Below are 17,648 nucleotides of genomic sequence, written 5' to 3' on the forward strand. Positions count from 1 at the left end.
GTGCGGGGCCGGGCTACCGGCCGGGGAGCGCACGGGACGACGATGGCCCGCTTGTTAGCGCGACTTTAACACCTGGGAAACATGCCAGCACCTGTTCAGAGCGCCCCGAACGACGTCGGACGGTAACGATCCGGCAGCGCGGAACGACGTAGTTCCTGATGGGTTCCCGGTAGTTCGTTCTGCTAAGTATACGGCTCGGAAACTCCCGTCAAGCCTAACGTGACGGGTCCGACCCGGCAGCGCGGAATTGTGTCGCCGGTCACTAGAACGTGTTACATTTCGCCGCATGATCCTCGAGCGGTTCCGCATGGACGGCAAGGTCGCGGTGGTCACCGGCGCCGGAAGGGGAATCGGCGCGGCGACGGCGGTGGCCCTGGCCGAAGCGGGCGCGGACGTGGTGATCGCGTCCCGGACATCCGCCCAGCTCGACGAGATCGCTTCGCGCGTTTCGGAGGCCGGACGGCGGGCTGTGCCGGTGCCGGTGGACCTGTCGTCGCCGGAGGCCGCGGCGGAGCTGGCGTCGACGGCAGTGTCGGAGTTCGGGCGCCTCGACCTGGTGGTCAACAACGTCGGCGGCACGTACCCGCGGCCCCTCCTGGAGTCGACGGTGGACTTCATGGAGGAGGCGTTCCGCTTCAACGTGGCGACGGCGCACGCGCTGACGGTGGCGGCGGCCCCGTCGCTGGTGGAGACGGGCGGCTCGATCGTCAACATTTCGTCGGTGATGGGCCGGGTGTCGGGCCGAGGCTTCGCGGCGTACGGAACGGCGAAGGCGGCCCTGGCCCACTACACGCGCTTGGCGGCGGCCGATCTCGCGCCCCGCGTGCGGGTGAACGCGATTTCGGTGGGCTCGGTGCTGACGTCGGCGCTGGAGATCGTCGCGGGCAACCCGGAGCTGCGGTCGAAGATGGAATCGGCAACGCCGTTGGGAAGGATCGGCGAGGCGGAGGACATCGCGGCGACGGTGGTGTTCTTGGCGTCACGGGCGGGCGGGTACATCACGGGGAAGGTCCTGGAGGTGGATGGCGGGTTGCAGGCGCCGAACCTGGACCTGGGCTTGCCCGACCTCGCCTGACCCGAAACTGTCGGTGCCACCCGGTAGCGTGGAAACCGGGGGGCGGCGCCCAAGCCCGGCGTTGTTGGCCGGCGGCCAGCACCTCGACCGCCCCGGCGCCGATCATGGCCGCCCGCTCCGGCTTCAAACGTCATGAAAGAGTCGTTCAGGGCGCCAGACGTCCTGAACGACTCTTTCATGACGTTTGGTGAGACGGCCGCGCTGTTGACGAACGGCCAGCGCCCCAAGGCGGCCTTCGGTGCGTCACACGCACCCAATGTGGCCTTCGGTGCGTCTGACGCAACCAAGGCCACATTGGGGCGCTTGGGACCCGGGCCATCGCGGAGCCGGAGACGACGAAGGCCACCAGCCGGCGGTGCCGGGGGTGGCCTTCGGGAAAGCGGTCAGCTCTCGTCGGTCTTCTTCGGCTCCTCGGCCGCGCCATCCGAGGACGGCTTCTCCGAAGCCGGCGCCTCGGCGGCCGCCACCTTCGCGTGCTCGGGCTCGCCGGACACCGCGGGCTCGGCCTCCGAAGCCGAATCCTCCGCGGCCGAAGATTCCGAAGGCTCCGAAGGCTCCGAAGGTTCCGCAGGAGAAGCCGCTGCAGGCTCGTCCGGTGTGACCGCGTCCTTGCTCACCAGCGTCTCGGGCGCCTCCCGCGGCCCCCGCTTCCCGGCCAGCACGAAGTACACCACCGCACCCACGAACAGCAAGATCGACGTCCACACGTTCACCCTCAACCCGAGGATGTGGTTCGCGGTGTCCGTCCGCATCATCTCGATCCACCCGCGGCCCACCGTGTAGCCCGCGACGTACAGCGCGAACGCCCGCCCGTGGCCGAGCTTGAAGCGCCGGTCCGCCCACACCACCAGCAGCGCGACCAGCAGGTTCCAGATCAGCTCGTACAGGAACGTCGGGTGGACCGGGCTCTCCGGCAGCGGAATGTGGCCCGTCGCGACGCCGTTCAGCAGGTTGTCCGGGTCCTCCGGGTTGAAGCGCTGGTAGACCTCGAGGCCCCACGGCAGGTCCGTGTGCGCGCCGTAGAGCTCCTGGTTGAAGTAGTTGCCGATGCGGCCGATGGCCTGCGCGACGACGATGCCCGGGGCGATCGCGTCCGCCATCGCCGGCAGCGGGACGCCCTTGCGGCGGCACGCGATGAGCGCGCCCACCGCGCCGAGGGCGATCGCGCCCCAGATGCCGAGGCCGCCGTCCCAGATCGCGAACGCGTTCCAGGGGTTCTTGCCCTCGGTGAAGTACAGCTCGGGGTCGGTGATGACGTGGTACAACCGCCCGCCGACCAGGCCGAACGGCACGGCGAACACGGCGATGTCGATGACCGTGCCCTTGGTGCCGCCGCGCGCGGCCCAGCGCCGCTCGCCCCACCAGATCGCCACGATGATGCCGGCGATGATGCACAGGGCGTACGCGCGGAGCGGGATCGGCCCCAGGTGCCAGACTCCCTGGTCGGGGCTCGGGATCGTCGCGAGGTAGGCGCTCATCACGCGGCCACCGTAGCGCTAAGGCGCCGGGGCCTCCAAGGCGGCCAGGTACCCCGCCACCAGCGCGTGCGCCACTTGGACGACGGCCTGGTCGCGTGGGAGGAACCGTTCGTCGTGCAGGCTGGGCACGCCGGCGGTGTCGCCGAGGCCGACGAAGAGCATCAGCCCGCGGGTCGTGCCGCCGCAGTAGTGGGCGAAGTCGTCCGCGCCGAAGGACCGGAACTGGTCGTCGACGACGAAGCCGCCGTGGCCCAGCCAGCGCTGCGCCCCCAGCGCCAGGGCCGGGTCGTTGTCCAGGACCGGCTCGCACGGGCTGATCTCCAGTTCGGCCGTGCAGCCGTGCGCCCGCGCGGTGCCGTGCACGATGTCCGCCAAAGCCTCCAGCGCCCGGTCGCGGTCCTTCGCGCGCATCAGGCGCAGCGAGCCGAACGCCGTCGCGCTGTTCGGGACGACGTTGGCCGCGGCGCCGGCCTGGATCCGGCCGACCGAGCAGACCGCGCCGAACACCGGGTCGATCCGCCGCGACGCGAGCTGCTGCAGGCTCACGACCAGCTGCGACAGCGCCAGGATCGGGTCGCGCAGCAGGTGCGGGTAGCCGGCGTGGCCGCCTTGGCCGTGCAACGTCACCTCGAACTCGTCGGTGGATGCGTTCACCGGGCCCGGCACCGCCGCGACGACGCCGTGCGCGATCCGCGGCTGGACGTGCGCGCCGATCACCGCGTCCACCCCGGCTTCGGCCAGCACCCCGGACTCGACGATGTCGAGCGCGCCGGGCGGCGACGTCTCCTCGCGCGGCTGCAGCAGCGCCAGGATCGGCCGCGGGACGCCGACGCGCAGCGCCGCCCGGCAGACGGCGACCAGCGCGGCCAGGTGGACGTCGTGGCCGCACGCGTGCATGAACTCGTTGCCCGACGCCCACGGCACGCCGGTGCCCTCCAGCACCGGGAGCGCGTCGAGCTCGGCCCGCAGCGCCACGGCCGGGCCCTCCCCACCGGGCAGGAGGATCGCGCGGCCGGTCTTGGCGACGCGGAGGCCGTCACCGGCCCCGAGCGCGCCGGCCACCAGCCGGGCGGTGTCCTCCTCGTCACCGGAACCGCGCGGGTCGGCGTGCACCGCGTGCCGCAGCTCGATCGCGGCGGGCAGCTCGTCCTCGATCGCCCCGGTCCAGGCGTCCCACAGGTCGTTCACGCACGCTCCCAGCGGTAGATCCTCTTCGCGTTCTCGTGTCCCACCAAAGCACACAGCCGGACGGCGTCCACTTCGGACACCGCGCCGGCGTCGAGCCCGGCGCGCAGGAAGTCCGAAAGTCCCTGCCGGAACAGGGCCGTGCCCAGGTGGTACAGCTCGGCCAGGCCGAACGCGTCGGTGGAGAAGAGGACCTTCCCGAAGGGCGCGATCTCCAGCAGCTCGGCCAGGATCGCCGGGGCGCGGAACCCCGCGTTGTGGGTGGCGAGCCCGACGTCCACGAACACGTGCTCGAAGACCTGCGCCAGATACGCGGCGTTGCGGTGGAACGGGTAGTTGTGCAGCAGCAGGATCGGCACGCCGAGGTCGCGGGTCGCGCGCAGCAGCCCGGTCAGGCGCAGCGGGTCGCAGCGGTGCAGGTCGACGTCGGAGTCGCCGTAGCCGACGTGGAACTGGACCGGCAGGCCCAGGTCCAGCCCGGTGAAGACGAGGAAGCGGTGCAACACCTCGTCGGCCAGCCGGGGGTTCCCGGAGCGCAGCCAGCGCTCCGCCGCGGCCGCCACCTCGGACGCCGACGGCTGCTCCCCCTCGAGGTCGAGGCCGACGCGGTAGGCCGCGATCGACTTGAGCCCGACGGCGGTCGCCGCGCGTTTCCCCAGCTCGTCGGCGAAGGCCGCGGCGAACCCTTCGGCCGTGCTGCCGCGGACGACGTGCTCGGCGACCTGTTCCAGCCGGACGACGTCGTGCGCGCGGGCGCCGGCCAGCTCGGCGAACTCGCCGGTGGTGGTCAGCGCGTCGGGCAGGAACCCGCCGTCCAGCAGGAAGTCGGTCGTGCCGGTGGCACGCAGGAACCGCCGCGCCACCTCGGCCGCGCCCAGCTCGGCGCGGCGTTCGAGGTAGCTGTCGGCGGCTGCGTGCGCGGGCAGGCCGAGCACGGGGGCGCAGCGGGCGCGCACCGCGAGCCCGATCAGCGAGTCGAAGAGGCTCGTGCCGAGCGGCGACGTCGTGTCGGCCTCGGTGAGCATCGCCTCGAAGTCCGCGCGGGCCACGCCGTGCGTGACGACGCCGTGGCAGTGGTGGTCCACCAGCGGCAGGTCCGCGACGAACGGAAGCAGGTCGGTCATGCGCCTCCGTCCACACTCGTCAGCCTCTCCCCCACCCTACGAGCGAACCCCGGCGCCGACAGCACCAAGATCACCGCCAGCACCAGCACCGCGCCCGCCACCACCGGGAACCAGCGCGCCGGGCCCTCGGTCGGGTACGGCACCACGTTGACGTAAACCGTGTACCCGAGCACGGCCAGCGCGCCGATCGGGAACACCAGGTGCCACGCCGGCACGCGCATCCGGCGCTTGACGAACAGCAGCAGGATCGCGCCGACGGTCGTCAGCAGGTAGATCACCAGCAGGATCAGCGTTCCGATCGAGCCGCTCCACGCGAACGTGTCCGACGCCGTCGCGCCGAAGAACAGCGCGCACACCAGGATGATCAGCGCCGCCGCGGCCGTCACCGCGCTGACCGCCGCCACCGGCGTTCCGCGCGAGGACGTCCGGCCGAGGGCGCCACCCGCGTCGCGGCCCAGTGCGTAGAGCAGCCTCGACCCGCCGACCACGCAGGCCAGGCAGCAGCCGAACGCGCTGATCGCCGCGCCGACGCTGATCACGTCGCCGACCCACGCGCCCGCGTAGCGGCTGCCCAGGTCACCCAGCAGGGACGGCGAATCGTGGAACGCCGTCGCGTTCGTGCCGAACGCCATCATCTCGACCGCCGTCACCACGATGAAGTAGACGCCGCCGAAGATCGCCGTGCCGAGGATCGCGCGCGGGATGTTGCGCTTCGGGTCGTGGGTCTCCTCGCCGAGCGTCGCCGCGGCTTCGAACCCGGCGAACGACAGGAAGCCGAAGACCGCACCGAGGAACACCCCGGACAGGCCGGTTTCCGGGACGAAGACGTCCAGCGTGAACCGTGCTTGGTCGGGCGCGTTCCCCGCCAGCAGCCGGACCAGGATCACGACCGTGACCAGCAGGATCACCGCGATCGTCGCGCCTTCGACGGCGAGCAGCGTGCTCGTGCCGCGGCGCGCCGGGACCACCGACAGCAGCCACGCGCCGATCAGCGCCACCGCCGTCAGCACGAACGGTCCCCAGGACGGCGGGTCCGGCCAGATGCCCACCTGCGTCAGGAAGGCCGTGCCGAGCGTGCCCGCGGCCGAGCTCGTGACGACGGCGTAGAACGTGTACGTGCCGAGGAGCCCGATGCCGGAGACGACGCCGGCGCGCGGACCGAGCGTCGCGCCGACGAACGCGTACACCGATCCCGCGTGCTGGTAGTACTGGCAGAGCTTGACGAAGCCGTACGCGACCAGCAGCACGCCGACCGCGGAGAGCAGGAAGGCGAGCGGGACGGCGCGGCCGGCGGCGGCCGCGGTCTGCTGGGGGTTGATGTTGGCGGCCATGCTGGGGGCCATCAACGCCACCGACAGGCCGACGGCCTGCCAGACGGAGAGGGAGCGGCGCAGCCCTGGACGGGTTTCGACGGTGTCTGACACGATCTCCACCTCTTTCCTGAAGTGTTCAGTGAACCTCCACGGGAGCGGAATGAGCCAGCTCGATCGGGCAGAACTCGCACAACAGGGCGCACTGCGGGCCGACGCCCTGCGCGCGGCCGGCGTCGAGCTCGTCGCGCTGACCTTCGTGGACAACAGCGGCATCGCGCGCGTCAAGGCCGTCCCGGTGGACCGGCTGTGGTCGGCGGCGGCGTGGGGCGTCGGCGCGTCGAACTCGTTCGACTTCTTCCTGGCCACCGACGACATCACCGACGGCAAGTACTCGCGCGGCCCGGTCGGCGACCTGCGGCTGCACCCGGACCTCGACGCGCTCGTGCCGCTGGCCGCGCAGCCGGGCTGGGCGTGGGCGCCGGTCCGCAAGTTCGACACCGACGGCGAGCCGCACCCGCAGGACGCGCGGGCGCTGGCCGCGACCGCGGCCGCGCAGGTGGCGGCGCTCGGCTACAACGTGCGGACGGCGTTCGAGATCGAGTGGGTGATCACAGCGGCGGACGCGCCGGACGACCCGCGCTCGGCCACGGCGGGCCCGGCCTACGGCTTCGCACGGCTGTCCGCGCAGGCGTCGTACTTGCGCACGCTGGTGTCCACTTTGTCCGCTCAAGGCGTGACGGTGGAACAGATCCACCCCGAGTACGCGGCCGGGCAGTTCGAGCTGTCGGTGGCACCGGACGACCCGGTGCGCGCGGCGGACGTCGCCGTGCTGACGCGCGAGACGATCCGGATGGTGAGCGAGCAGCACGGGCTGCGGGCGTCGTTCACGCCGAAGTTCTCGCCGGACGGCGTCGGCAACGGCGGCCACGTCCACCTGAGCCTCTGGGACGGCGACCGCAACCTGTGCGCCGGCGGCGACGGCCGGTTCGGCCTGACGCCGACGGCGGAGGCGTTCGGCGCGGGGATCTTCACGCGCTTGCCGGCGTTGCTGGCGATCGGCGCGCCGTCGGTGGTCAGCTACCTGCGCCTGGAGCCGCACCACTGGGCGGGCGTGTTTTCGGTGTGGGGTTTGGAAAACCGCGAAGCGCCGCTGCGGCTGGTGCAGGGCCCGGCCGGCCAGCGCGACCGGGCGGCGAACTTCGAGGTCAAGTGCTTCGACCTGACGGCCAACCCGTACCTGGTGGTGGCGGCGCTGCTGTTCGCGGGCCTCGCGGGGCTTTCGGCGTCGGCTTCGCTACCGGAGCCGGTGGACGTCGACCCCGGGACGCTCCCGTCGGCGGTCCGCCTGCCGACGTCACTGGCGGACGCGGTGACGGCGTTCGAGGCGGACCCGGCGTTGACGTCGGCGTTCGGCGCGGAGTTCGCGACGACGTTGATGGACGTGCGCCGCGGGGAGATCTCACGGCTGGGCTCACTGCCGCCCGGCGAGCTGTGCGAGGTCATGCGCTACCTGCATTGAGACTTCGGCCCTGAGCTGGGGTTCAGAGGCGGAGGGTGGCCTCGAAGGGGCGGGTGAGGTGGAGTTCGCCGTTGTCGCTCTTGGCGATGGGCTCGTAGTCTTCGCCTTCGAGGGCGAAGAGCGTGGCGCTGACCGGCTCTCGTGGCTCGACCAGGAGGTAGAACGGGATCAGCGCCTCGGCGTAGAGGGCGCGCTTGAGGATCCGGTCCTGCATCTTCGTCGACGGCGACACGATCTCCGCCGCCAGCAGAACATCACTCGCGGCGTAGGCGACGGTGTCCGAGCCGGGACAGTTGACGATCACCAGGTCGGGCGTCAGCAACCGTTGCGCTCCGAGGCGTACGTTCACGCCGGGAAGCAGCTCGGTGCCGGCTGGCATCGCGGCGGCGAAGGCGGATTGGAGCTTCCCCAGCAGCCGTTGGTGCTCCAGACCCGGCCACGGGCTCACGAGGAGTGCGCCGTCGACGAGTTCGGTCCGCTGGAGGAGGGTTTGCTCCTCGGGCAAGGCGAGGAGGTCGTCAACCGTCCAGCCGTCCGGTCGCGGCTGCATGGGAAAAGCGTTGTGGATCATCACACGAGGAGTATGCGGACCGCCACCGACAGTTCTTGATCAGGTGAAGGGGTCACACCGGCAGAACAGCGCAGCTCTAGCCCGCCGAGGCCAGTTCTCCCGCACCGCTGTACAGCTGGATCTTGAACTGGATGTGCTCCTGGTGCTCCTGCAGCCGCGCGATCTGGGACGCCACCCGGGCCTCGTGCTCCCGCAACACGTCCACCCGCTCTTCACGCGTCGCTTCACCCGACCGCAGCAGCTCCACGAACCGCAGCATCTCCGCCACCGGCATGCCCGTGTACCGCAAGCACCGCAGCAACTGCAGGAACTCCACGTCCTGCTCGGTGAAGAACCGCCGTCCACCGGCGGTCCGGCCCACCTCGTGCAGCAAGCCGATGCGCTCGTAATAGCGCAGCGTGTCGATCGTGAAACCGGTCTTTTCGGTCACCTGGGCCGGGGTGTAGGAGGTCACGACACCCAGAGTGGCACCTGGAGCGCACTCCAGGTCAAGCGGTGGCGACCGCCCGGCGCACGCCGTCCGCCAGTTCCGCCGACAGCGCCTGGACCCCCGACGCACCCTCTGCCGCCGCCGTGACCAGGGCCGAACCCACGATCACCGCGTCCGCGAACGACGCCACCTGGGCCGCCTGGTCGCCCGACCGGACGCCCAGACCGACGCCGATCGGCAGCGACGTGTGCGCTCGGGTGCGCCGCACCAGTTCCGAGGCTCCCGCGCCGACCTGGTCGCGTGCGCCCGTCACGCCCATCACCGCGGTCGCGTACACGAACCCCGAAGAAGCCGAAACCGTGCGAGCCAACCGCTCCTCCGACGACGAAGGCGCCACCAGGAAGATCCGGTCCAAACCATGCTCAGAGGAAGCCGCCATCCACGCACCGGCTTCGTCCGGGATCAGGTCCGGCGTGATCAAGCCGAGCCCGCCCGCCGAAGCGAGGTCGCGCGCGAAGCGGTCCACGCCGTAGCGGTTCACCGGGTTCCAGTACGTCATCACGACCGCGCGGCCGCCACGGGCCGACACCGACTCGACCACCTCGAACAGGTTCTTCAACCGGAAGCCGTTGTCCAGCGCCGTCACGGACGCCGCCTGGATCGTCGGGCCGTCCATCACCGGGTCCGAGTACGGGACGCCGACCTCGATCAGGTCCGCGCCGCCGTCGACGCAGGCCGCGATCAGGTCCTTCGAGCCGTCGACCGTGGGGAAGCCGGCCGGGAGGTAGCCGATCAGCGCGCCGCGGCCCTCCGCGCGCGTGGTCGCGAAGAGATCGTCGAGCCCGCTCACTTGTCCACCAACCCGAACCACTTCGCCGCCGTGTCCATGTCCTTGTCGCCGCGACCCGAGAGATTCACCACGATCAGTCCTTCAGGACCCAGCTCGCGGCCCAGCACCAGCGCGCCGGCCAGCGCGTGCGCCGACTCGATCGCCGGGATGATGCCCTCGGTGCGCGACAGCAGCTTGAACGCGTCCATCGCCTCGGCGTCGGTGACCGGCCGGTACTCGGCGCGGCCGGTGTCCTTCAGCCACGCGTGCTCCGGGCCGACGCCCGGGTAGTCCAGCCCGGCCGAGATCGAGTGCGACTCGACCGTCTGGCCGTCCTCGTCCTGCAGCAGGTACGTCATCGCGCCGTGCAGGTTGCCCGGCGTGCCCTTGGTCAGCGTGGCGCCGTGGCGGTTGCCCTCGATGCCCTCGCCGCCCGGCTCCAGGCCGACCAGCCGCACCGACGGGTCGTCGTAGAAGCCCGAGAAGATGCCGATCGCGTTCGACCCGCCGCCGACGCACGCCGCGACGACGTCGGGCAGGCGCCCGGCCTGCTCGAGGATCTGCTCACGGGCCTCGGTGCCGATGACGTGGTGGAAGTTGCGCACCATCGCCGGGAACGGCGCCGGCCCGGCGGCCGTGCCGAACAGGTAGTGCGTGGTGTCGGAGTTGGTGACCCAGTCGCGCAGCGCCTCGTTGATCGCGTCCTTCAGCGTCCGCGACCCGGTCTTGACCGGGATGACCTCGGCGCCGAGCAGCCGCATGCGGGCCACGTTCAGCGCCTGGCGCTCGGTGTCGACCTCGCCCATGTAGACGACGCAGTCGAGGTCGAGCAGCGCGCACGCCGTCGCCGTCGCGACGCCGTGCTGGCCCGCGCCGGTCTCGGCGATCACGCGCTTCTTGCCCATCCGCTTGGTGAGCAGCGCCTGGCCCAGCACGTTGTTGATCTTGTGGGAGCCGGTGTGGTTCAGGTCCTCGCGCTTGAGGAACACCCGCGCGCCGCCGGCGTGCTCGCCGAAGCGCTTGGCCTCGGTGAGCAGCGACGGACGGCCGGCGTACTCGCGCAGCAGGCGGTTGAACTCGTTCAGGAACTCCGGGTCGTGACGGGCCTTGTCGTACTCGGTGGCGACCTCGTCGACGACGCCGATCAGCGCCTCCGGCATGAACCGCCCGCCGTACGGGCCGTAGTAGCCGCGCTCGTCCGGGTCGTGCTTGTCGTGCTGTTCGGTCACCGGGACGGCCTCGGGCAGGCGGGGTGCGATCCGGCGGTGACCAGCTTGACCAGGGCGCCCTTCGGGTCGCCGGAAGCGACGAGCCCCTCGCCGACCAGCACGGCGTCGGCGCCGTGGCCCGCGTAGGACATCAGGTCGCCCGGGCCGCGGACACCCGATTCGGCGACCTTGTAGACGTCCATCGGCAGGCCGGGGGCCAGCCGCGAGAAGACGTCCCGGTCCACCTCGAGGGTGTGCAGGTTGCGCGCGTTGACGCCGATGACCTTGGCGCCCGCCTCGAGGGCCTTGTCGGCCTCCTCGGCGTTGTGGATCTCCACCAGCGCGGTCATGCCCAGGGACTCGACGCGGTCGAGCAGCGCGACGAGCGCGTTCTGCTCCAGCGCGGCGACGATCAGCAGCACCATGTCGGCGCCGTGCAGGCGGGCCTCGTGCACCTGGTAGGGGCTGACGACGAAGTCCTTGCGCAGGATCGGGACGTCGACCGCCGCGCGGACCGCGTCGAGGTCGGCCAGCGAACCGCCGAAGCGGCGCTGTTCGGTGAGCACGCTGATGACGCGCGCGCCGCCGTCTTCGTAGTCCTTCGCCAGCGCGGCCGGGTCGGGGATGTCGGCCAGGTCGCCCTTGGAGGGGCTGCGCCGCTTGACCTCGGCGATGACGCCGATGCCGGACTCGCGCAGCGCGGACATCACGTCGCGGGGCGCCGGGGCGGCCGCCGCGCGGATCTTCAGCTCGTCGAACGGCAGCACGGCCTCGCGTGCCGCGAGGTCTTCACGCACACCGGCGACGATGTCTTCGAGCACGGTCACCGGGCGCCCCCGCCCTGGTACGCGCTCACGGTTTCCTTCGCAAGGTCGCTCACAAAAACCTTCCCCTTCCCGCCGAAACGATGCTAACCCCCGCATCTGGAGCGCCCGGTTCCGGGTGCGCGCGTTACTCCGAATGCCTCCCCCGGACGTCGGTCGGGTCCTCCCCTTCCGACAGCGCTTCCCACAGCTCGGCGTCCGGATCCCGCGCCTTCTTCCGCGTGGCCGGCGCCGCGTACTTGGTGCCCAGCCGCGCCGTCTTCGCCGCGCCCTTGACGGCTGCCAACCCGCCGGCCGCGACGAGAATTCCCCCGACCACGGCCAGGCCGCGCCCCAGCAGCATCTGGGTGACGGGCAGGCCGTCGGCCCAGCCCGAGAACCTGACCCCGGCCACGCCGGCCCAGACCGCGGCGACGCCGGCCAGCGCCAGCACGACGCCCAGCACGCGCCGCGCCCAGCCGCCGGTCGCGATCACCCCGGCCACGCCGGCCAGCGACAGCAGGGCCAGCGGCACGAGCGCCGTCGCGCGCTGTTCGCCGGTCTCGCGGTAGAGCACCGTGCCGCGCACGCCGCCGTCGCGGAACTCGGCGAACCACGTCAGCCGTGACGCGCCCCACAGCGCCAGCGCGCCGAGCAGGAGCCCGGCCACGATCATCCACAGTGGACGGCGCGAAGGCTGCTCAGACATGCGCGGAGTCCGCGGCCGGGTCGAGCGCGCCCGCCGCCACCATCGTCTGCGCGGCGGCGACGGCCGAAAGCACGGTCCGGGCCTTGTTCAGCGACTCGGTGTCCTCGTAGTCCGGCACCGAGTCGGCGACCACCCCGCCGCCGGCCTGGACGTGCGCGATCCCGTCCTTGACCAGCGCGGTGCGGATCGCGATCGCCGTGTCGGCGTCGCCGGCGAAGTCGAGGTACCCGACGACCCCGCCGTACAGCGCGCGGCGGACCGGCTCCAGCTCCTCGATCAGCTGCATCGCGCGGACCTTCGGCGCGCCCGAGAGCGTCCCGGCCGGGAAGCACGCGGTGACCGCGTCGAACGCCGTCTTGCCCTCGGCCAGCTCGCCGGTGACGGTCGACACGATGTGCATGACGTGGCTGTAGCGCTCGATCTGGAAGAAGTCGACGACGCGCACGCTGCCCGGCTTGCAGACCTTGCCGAGGTCGTTGCGCCCGAGGTCGACGAGCATCAGGTGCTCGGCGCGCTCCTTCTCGTCGGCCAGGAGGTCCTTGGCCAGCTGGGCGTCCTCCTCCGGGTCGGCGCCGCGCCAGCGCGTGCCCGCGATCGGGTGCGTGGTCGCGCGGCCGTCCCGCACCGTGACGAGCGATTCGGGGCTGGAGCCGACGATGTCGAAGCCTTCGAGCCGCAGCAGGTACATGTACGGGCTCGGGTTGGACGTCCGCAGCACGCGGTAGATGTCGAGCGCGTCGGCCGCGGTCGGGATCTCAAAGCGTTGCGACGGCACGATCTGGAACGCTTCGCCGGCCTTGATCGCCTCGACGGCCTTCTCGACGGCCGCGTGGAAGTCCTCCTTGGACCGCTTGCGGACGAACTCCGGCGCGGGCCGGTCGAACGCCGCGACGGTGGCCGGCGCGGCCACCTGCAGCTGCTCGGTCATCGCGCTCAGCCGGGCGACGGCGTCGTCGTAGGCCGCGTCCACGCGCTCGGGCGAGTCGTCCCAGTTGACGGCGTTCGCGATGAGCGTGACCGTGCCCTCGTGGTGGTCGAACGCCGCGAGGTCGGTGGCCAGCAGCATGGTCAGCTCGGGGATGTCGAGGTCGCGCTCGGCCAGCTCGGGCAGCCTTTCCAGCCAGCGCACGGAGTCGTAGCCGATGTAGCCGACCATGCCGCCGGTCAGCGGCGGCAATCCGGGCAGGGGCTCGGTGTGCAACGCTTCGATCGTTTCGCGCAGGACGTCGAGCGGGTTGCCCTCGGTGGGCAGGCCGACCGGCGGGGTGCCGGTCCAGACCGCTTCGCCGGCGCGGACGGTCAGCGCGGCCGGGCTGCGGACGCCGATGAACGACCAGCGCGTCCAGGAGGCGCCGTTCTCGGCCGATTCGAAGAGGAACGTGCCCGGCCGGTCGGCGGCGAGCTTGCGGTAGACGCCGATCGGCGTCTCGCCGTCGGCGAGGACCCGGCGCACGACCGGGATCACGCGGCGGCTTTCGGCGAGGGCGCGGAAGTCTTCGCGGGACGGGCTGACCGAGCCGGGGCCGGTGGATGCGCTGACCATGACCCTCATTGTGCTGCACCCCCGGTTGGGGGATCTCCTGGACCCCTCAATTCAATGAGTGTTGAATTCAGTGGGGGCGTGCGTCATGATGAAGGCGTGAGCACCACCGAGCCTACTTCGCGCCGCCGCGGGCGGCGGCCCGCCGGCCAGGACACCCGCACGGCGCTGATCGAGGCCGCCCGGGCCGTGTTCGCCGAGAACGGCTACGACGGCGCGACCGTCCGCGCGATCGCCACCCGCGCGGGGGTCGACGCGGCGATGGTCAACCACTGGTTCGGCGGCAAGGAGGGTCTGTTCGCCCAAGCGGTGCTCAAGCTGCCGTTCGACCCCCTGGAACTGTTGAAGATCCTGCGCGACGGCCCCGACGACGAGCTCGGCGAACGCATCGTCCGCACCTTCATCACCCGCTGGGACAGCGCCGGCGGCGGGGTGTTCGTGGCGCTCATCCGCAGCGTCACCGGCCACGAGCAGGCCGGGCACGTGCTGCGCGACTTCTTCCAGAAGTTCTTCACCGCGCTGATCTCCTCGATCGGCTCGGACGACGTGTCGCTGCGCATGACGCTCTGCGCGTCCCAGATGGTCGGCATGGGCATGATCCGGTACGTGGCCAAGTTCGAGCCGTTCGCCACCGAGGAGGTCGAGGTCCTGGTGCGCGCGGTGGCGCCGAACCTGCAGCGCTACCTCACGGGCGAGATCGGCTGACCCGCTCGCGGATCGCGTAGGCGGGCAGCACGGCCGGGCCGTCCTCGAACGCCACGACCATCGACCCGCCCCAGCCGCCGACCCAGCCCTGCCGGTTCTCCCAGGCGGGCATCCCCGGCAGGGCGCGGATCGCCGCGGAACGGCGGAGCGCGATCGCCGTCCCGTCGCGGAACCCCGCGTGCAGCACCACGGCTTTCCCGCGGGTGACGCCGTGGGCGAGTTCCGGCGCGACGCTCACGCCGGCCCGCCGCCACCCCGTGCGCGTGACCGCCCGGAGCCGGCGCCGCCAGCCGGCCGCCGCCGCGATCGAGAACGGCAGGCCGAACAGCGCGGCCAGCATCGGGACCACGCCGAAGCCGAGCTCCACCCGGTCTTCGTTCTTCTCGTCGGTGGTGCGCACGCGCGCCGGGTCGGCCGGGTCGTAGACGACGGTCACCTCGTCGCCGACGTGGTAGTCGCGGCCGGAGTCCCAGACGATCTCGTCGGTCCGGTCGCCGTGGCGCACCCAGATGTGCGCGGCGCCCTTCACCGGGTCGAACAGGCGGACCACCTCACCGGGCTCGCGGACGCCGGTGGCGAGCAGGTCGTCGGCGGCCGAGCCGACCAGGGTGACGACGGTGGCCCCGGCCGCGAACACCACCGCCCAGCCCACGGCGAAGCCCGTCGCGCGGCGGGAAGCCCGGCGCAGGCGGGCGATCAGTGCCGGGTGGTCACCGTCGCCGGGACCCGCCGCGGGCAGCCACCGGCCGAAGTCCCGGGCGGCGGCGAGCGCGCGCCGGCCCAGGACCCGCAGCCGGTACCAGCCGACGGCGGCGAATGCGAGGGATCCGGCCAGGATGACCGCACTGGCCACGAGTTCGTCGTCGTTCCCGAAGAGCGAGAGGGCCGTGCCCACGACGGCGAGCGCGGCGAGGAGCGAAAAGACGACCGTGACGACCACCCAGAACACCCGCATAAGGTGATCGTAGGGCTGCTGACCTGTGTGGGCGCTGCGAGAAACGGCATACGACAACGAGGCAACCCGGCGGCCTTCCCCGGCGTGCAAGTGAGCAGGCGTCACCATTCGCTGACACCGTTCGCACATTCGGGGAATCGACGCGATTCGTATGCTTTGTTCGTGAAACCAACGTCTTCGAGCCCGGCGGCGAGAACGCTCGCCGCCGCACTTCGTGAAGAACGCGAAGCACGCAAAGTCGGCCTTCGGCGGCTCGCGGACAGGTTGGGGGTGCTGCCGCAGGTGCTGTCGTTGTGGGAGAAGGGGCAGCGCCTGCCGAGCGTCGAGGACGTGTCGGCGATTCTCGCGCTGCTCGGGGTCACGGGGGAGAAACGGGATCGCATCCGGACTCTCGCGCGGCACGCGCGGGAACCCAATTGGCTCGCATCCAGCAACGCCGACATTTCCCACGCGCTCACGGCATTGCTGACCTTCGAGGGCACGGCGACGACGATCACCACCTGGTCACCGTTGCTCATTCCCGGGCTGCTGCAGACCCCCGATTACATCCGGGCGATCATGAACGCCTCTTCGGTCCCGGTCGAGGAGGCGGACAAGCGCCTGCGCATCCGGCTCAAGCGGCAGGAGGTGCTCGCGCGGCCCGAACCGGTCCGGCTGAGTGCCCTGATCGGCGAGCGAGCCCTCCAGGAGCCCATCGGCGGGGCGGACATCATGTCCGACCAGGTGGATCACCTGCTCGCGATGGGGCGGCGGAACAACATTTCGGTGCGGATCGTGCCGGCCGGGAACGGCTACCACGCAGGGTTGCTGGGCCCGTTCGAGATCTACGATTTCGCCGACACGCCACCGATCACCTTCGTGGAACACGTGCAGTCGAGCGCATTCCTCCACGAAGGCACGCAAACCGTTGCCCACCAGCGGGTTGCTAAGATGCTCGGTGAGCGGGCACTGAGCGAAGCCGCCTCCCGGGATCTGCTCGAGGAGGCTGCGCACTAGCGGAGGCGACCACATGGCCGAATGGCGGAAGTCATCCCACAGTGGCGAGAACTACAGCTGTGTGGAGGTGGCGCTGGGGCCGGTCGTGGGGGTGCGGGACACCAAGGCCCGGCGGGCGGGTCAGCTGACCGTCTCCGCGCGGGCTTGGCAATCCCTCCTGGCTCACCCGTTCTCGCGCTCGGACAGCGCGAACGCCGGGACCGCGTAGGGCCTTTCCTCCTTCGGCCGGTACGGGAACAGCACCACCATGTCGCGTCCCCAGCCGCCGACCCAGGCGATGCGCTCCGGCGGGTCCTTCATCTTCGCCGCGCCGTGGAAGGTGGACATGGCCGCGCGCAGGACGATCGTCGAGCCGTCGGAATAGCGGACGTTGATGTCCGGCAGGAGGTAGTGGTTCGTCGAAGGAGCGGGGACCACCACCGTGACGGCGGCCCGGCGCCAGCCGGCCTGCCGGACCGCGAGGTACCGCCGTCGCCAGCTCAACGCCTCGAACATCGCGATCGAGGCCACGAAGGCGAGCAGCACGAGCACCACGACGATGAACCCCACGGGGGCCGGGCCGCTGGAGGTGTGCTCGTCGGCGAGACGCACGTTTCCCAGGCCGGGCGGGTCGTAGGCCACCGTCACGACCTGGCCGGCCGAGTAGCCGCCGACGTCGTCCACGGCGACGTCCACCGTGCGGGTCGTGCCGTCGACGGGGATCTTCACGCGGACCAGCCGCGGGCCGGAGCCGCCGTTCGGCTGCACGACGCCGACGACTTCACCAGTGGCGCTGGTGCCCGTTTCCCGGCTTCCGCCGGCCGCACCGATGACCACGAAGAAAGCCATCACCGCGCACCAGACCGCCGCGAACACCGCCGCCCGCCGGGCCGAGCGGCGCAGCCGCGCGGTCTCCTCCGCGAAGTCGACCACGCGCCCGCCGCCGAGCGGCTCCTCCGGGGGCAGCCAGGGATCGAAGTCCGACCGCGCCGCGGCCCGGCGGTCGCCGTCCAGGATCCGGACCACGCCCAGGACCCCCAGCATCACCGAACCGATCGTCGCCGCGGACCAGGCCGGGAGCGCGTCCGTGCCGTTGCCGAGCGAGATCAGCGCGCCGGTCGCGAAGCCCACGAAGAGCAACGCGCAGCCGATGACCGCCCAGTCCCACGCCGTCCGCGACGCTGTGGTGGGGCGGGCGACAGCTTCACCGTCCAGGTCCATGCGCGCAG

General features: G+C 71.5%; 18 protein-coding genes. 5 read left to right on the forward strand and 13 right to left on the reverse strand.

Annotated elements, in window-relative coordinates; translation table 11 throughout:
- Positions 1-286 precede the first annotated feature (286 nt).
- Positions 287-1,075 (forward strand): SDR family oxidoreductase, encoded by a 789-nt coding sequence (locus tag ACIQWX_RS36530; RefSeq protein WP_400881150.1) that lies wholly within the window; start codon positions 287-289, stop codon positions 1,073-1,075.
- A gap of 383 nt (positions 1,076-1,458) precedes the next feature.
- Here the strand turns inward: ACIQWX_RS36530 and lgt are convergent, their stop codons facing one another.
- From lgt to ACIQWX_RS36550, 4 genes are read right to left on the reverse strand one after another with little or no spacing between them, the layout of a single operon-like run.
- Positions 1,459-2,553, reverse strand: a complete 1,095-nt coding sequence (lgt, locus tag ACIQWX_RS36535) for a prolipoprotein diacylglyceryl transferase (protein WP_400881152.1) — start codon at positions 2,551-2,553, stop codon at positions 1,459-1,461.
- 18 nt (positions 2,554-2,571) lie between these two features.
- Positions 2,572-3,741 (reverse strand): M20 family metallopeptidase, encoded by a 1,170-nt coding sequence (locus ACIQWX_RS36540; RefSeq protein ID WP_400881154.1) that lies wholly within the window; start codon positions 3,739-3,741, stop codon positions 2,572-2,574.
- Complete coding sequence (locus ACIQWX_RS36545; RefSeq protein ID WP_400881156.1) at positions 3,738-4,862, reverse strand: amidohydrolase family protein; 1,125 nt, start codon at positions 4,860-4,862, stop codon at positions 3,738-3,740. Before ACIQWX_RS36545 ends, ACIQWX_RS36540 begins: the two co-directional genes overlap by 4 nt.
- The gene (locus ACIQWX_RS36550; protein ID WP_400881158.1) at positions 4,859-6,286 is read right to left on the reverse strand and encodes an APC family permease; all 1,428 of its coding nucleotides are present in this window, start codon (positions 6,284-6,286) and stop codon (positions 4,859-4,861) included. The genes ACIQWX_RS36545 and ACIQWX_RS36550 overlap by 4 nt, the downstream gene beginning before the upstream one ends.
- A 49-nt stretch (positions 6,287-6,335) precedes the next feature.
- Between ACIQWX_RS36550 and ACIQWX_RS36555 the strand changes: the two genes are divergently transcribed.
- Entirely contained in the window at positions 6,336-7,694 is a 1,359-nt protein-coding gene (locus tag ACIQWX_RS36555) for a glutamine synthetase (RefSeq protein ID WP_400881160.1), read from the forward strand.
- 22 nt (positions 7,695-7,716) lie between these two features.
- Here the strand turns inward: ACIQWX_RS36555 and ACIQWX_RS36560 are convergent, their stop codons facing one another.
- From ACIQWX_RS36560 to ACIQWX_RS36590, 7 genes are all read right to left on the reverse strand, one after another.
- The gene (locus ACIQWX_RS36560; RefSeq protein WP_400881162.1) at positions 7,717-8,244 is read right to left on the reverse strand and encodes a Uma2 family endonuclease; all 528 of its coding nucleotides are present in this window, start codon (positions 8,242-8,244) and stop codon (positions 7,717-7,719) included.
- 97 nt (positions 8,245-8,341) lie between these two features.
- Positions 8,342-8,719 carry a MerR family transcriptional regulator gene (locus tag ACIQWX_RS36565; RefSeq protein WP_400881164.1) on the reverse strand — a complete coding sequence of 126 codons (378 nt, stop codon included), beginning with the start codon at positions 8,717-8,719 and terminating at the stop codon, positions 8,342-8,344.
- 34 nt (positions 8,720-8,753) lie between these two features.
- The gene (trpA, locus tag ACIQWX_RS36570) at positions 8,754-9,545 is read right to left on the reverse strand and encodes a tryptophan synthase subunit alpha (protein ID WP_400881166.1); all 792 of its coding nucleotides are present in this window, start codon (positions 9,543-9,545) and stop codon (positions 8,754-8,756) included.
- Positions 9,542-10,771 (reverse strand): tryptophan synthase subunit beta, encoded by a 1,230-nt coding sequence (gene trpB / locus ACIQWX_RS36575; protein ID WP_400881462.1) that lies wholly within the window; start codon positions 10,769-10,771, stop codon positions 9,542-9,544. The genes trpA and trpB overlap by 4 nt, the downstream gene beginning before the upstream one ends.
- Positions 10,750-11,559, reverse strand: a complete 810-nt coding sequence (gene trpC, locus ACIQWX_RS36580) for an indole-3-glycerol phosphate synthase TrpC (RefSeq protein ID WP_400881168.1) — start codon at positions 11,557-11,559, stop codon at positions 10,750-10,752. The genes trpB and trpC overlap by 22 nt, the downstream gene beginning before the upstream one ends.
- 124 nt (positions 11,560-11,683) lie before the next feature.
- The gene (locus ACIQWX_RS36585) at positions 11,684-12,211 is read right to left on the reverse strand and encodes a Trp biosynthesis-associated membrane protein (protein WP_400881463.1); all 528 of its coding nucleotides are present in this window, start codon (positions 12,209-12,211) and stop codon (positions 11,684-11,686) included.
- 25 nt (positions 12,212-12,236) lie between these two features.
- Complete coding sequence (locus tag ACIQWX_RS36590) at positions 12,237-13,787, reverse strand: anthranilate synthase component I (RefSeq protein WP_400881170.1); 1,551 nt, start codon at positions 13,785-13,787, stop codon at positions 12,237-12,239.
- A 54-nt stretch (positions 13,788-13,841) separates the two neighbouring features.
- Here ACIQWX_RS36590 and ACIQWX_RS36595 point away from each other — a divergent pair, with 54 nt between their 5' ends.
- On the forward strand, positions 13,842-14,489 hold the full coding sequence (locus ACIQWX_RS36595; protein ID WP_400881172.1) for a TetR/AcrR family transcriptional regulator: 648 nt from the start codon (positions 13,842-13,844) through the stop codon (positions 14,487-14,489).
- On the opposite strand, the gene ACIQWX_RS36600 is transcribed toward ACIQWX_RS36595, so the two are convergent.
- The gene (locus tag ACIQWX_RS36600; RefSeq protein WP_400881174.1) at positions 14,470-15,444 is read right to left on the reverse strand and encodes a DUF3592 domain-containing protein; all 975 of its coding nucleotides are present in this window, start codon (positions 15,442-15,444) and stop codon (positions 14,470-14,472) included. The genes ACIQWX_RS36595 and ACIQWX_RS36600 overlap by 20 nt on opposite strands.
- A 162-nt stretch (positions 15,445-15,606) precedes the next feature.
- Between ACIQWX_RS36600 and ACIQWX_RS36605 the strand changes: the two genes are divergently transcribed.
- Both ACIQWX_RS36605 and ACIQWX_RS36610 read left to right on the forward strand, forming a co-directional pair.
- Positions 15,607-16,440, forward strand: a complete 834-nt coding sequence (locus tag ACIQWX_RS36605) for a helix-turn-helix domain-containing protein (RefSeq protein WP_400881176.1) — start codon at positions 15,607-15,609, stop codon at positions 16,438-16,440.
- Between the two features lie 13 nt (positions 16,441-16,453).
- Positions 16,454-16,648 (forward strand): DUF397 domain-containing protein, encoded by a 195-nt coding sequence (locus ACIQWX_RS36610; protein WP_400881178.1) that lies wholly within the window; start codon positions 16,454-16,456, stop codon positions 16,646-16,648.
- Here ACIQWX_RS36610 and ACIQWX_RS36615 read toward each other — a convergent pair.
- Positions 16,603-17,640: a DUF3592 domain-containing protein gene (locus ACIQWX_RS36615; RefSeq protein WP_400881180.1), complete on the reverse strand. Its 1,038-nt coding sequence runs from the start codon at positions 17,638-17,640 to the stop codon at positions 16,603-16,605. The genes ACIQWX_RS36610 and ACIQWX_RS36615 overlap by 46 nt on opposite strands.
- Positions 17,641-17,648: the final 8 nt, after the last annotated feature.

Origin of the sequence: Amycolatopsis sp. NPDC098790 (assembly GCF_044759945.1) — a bacterium.
Classification (GTDB): Bacteria; Actinomycetota; Actinomycetes; order Mycobacteriales; family Pseudonocardiaceae; genus Amycolatopsis.

Bases quoted from the DNA above. Each gene is read 5' to 3' on its own strand.
- ACIQWX_RS36600 (WP_400881174.1), bottom strand. From the start codon at position 15,444: ATGCGGGTGTTCTGGGTGGTCGTCACGGTCGTCTTTTCGCTCCTCGCC.
- ACIQWX_RS36530 (WP_400881150.1), top strand. From the start codon at position 287: ATGATCCTCGAGCGGTTCCGCATGGACGGCAAGGTCGCGGTGGTCACC.
- ACIQWX_RS36610 (WP_400881178.1), top strand. From the start codon at position 16,454: ATGGCCGAATGGCGGAAGTCATCCCACAGTGGCGAGAACTACAGCTGT.
- ACIQWX_RS36615 (WP_400881180.1), bottom strand. From the start codon at position 17,640: ATGGACCTGGACGGTGAAGCTGTCGCCCGCCCCACCACAGCGTCGCGG.
- ACIQWX_RS36590 (WP_400881170.1), bottom strand. From the start codon at position 13,787: ATGGTCAGCGCATCCACCGGCCCCGGCTCGGTCAGCCCGTCCCGCGAA.
- ACIQWX_RS36585 (WP_400881463.1), bottom strand. From the start codon at position 12,211: ATGATCGTGGCCGGGCTCCTGCTCGGCGCGCTGGCGCTGTGGGGCGCG.
- ACIQWX_RS36560 (WP_400881162.1), bottom strand. From the start codon at position 8,244: ATGCAGCCGCGACCGGACGGCTGGACGGTTGACGACCTCCTCGCCTTG.
- ACIQWX_RS36595 (WP_400881172.1), top strand. From the start codon at position 13,842: ATGAGTGTTGAATTCAGTGGGGGCGTGCGTCATGATGAAGGCGTGAGC.
- ACIQWX_RS36555 (WP_400881160.1), top strand. From the start codon at position 6,336: ATGAGCCAGCTCGATCGGGCAGAACTCGCACAACAGGGCGCACTGCGG.
- ACIQWX_RS36545 (WP_400881156.1), bottom strand. From the start codon at position 4,862: ATGACCGACCTGCTTCCGTTCGTCGCGGACCTGCCGCTGGTGGACCAC.
- lgt (WP_400881152.1), bottom strand. From the start codon at position 2,553: ATGAGCGCCTACCTCGCGACGATCCCGAGCCCCGACCAGGGAGTCTGG.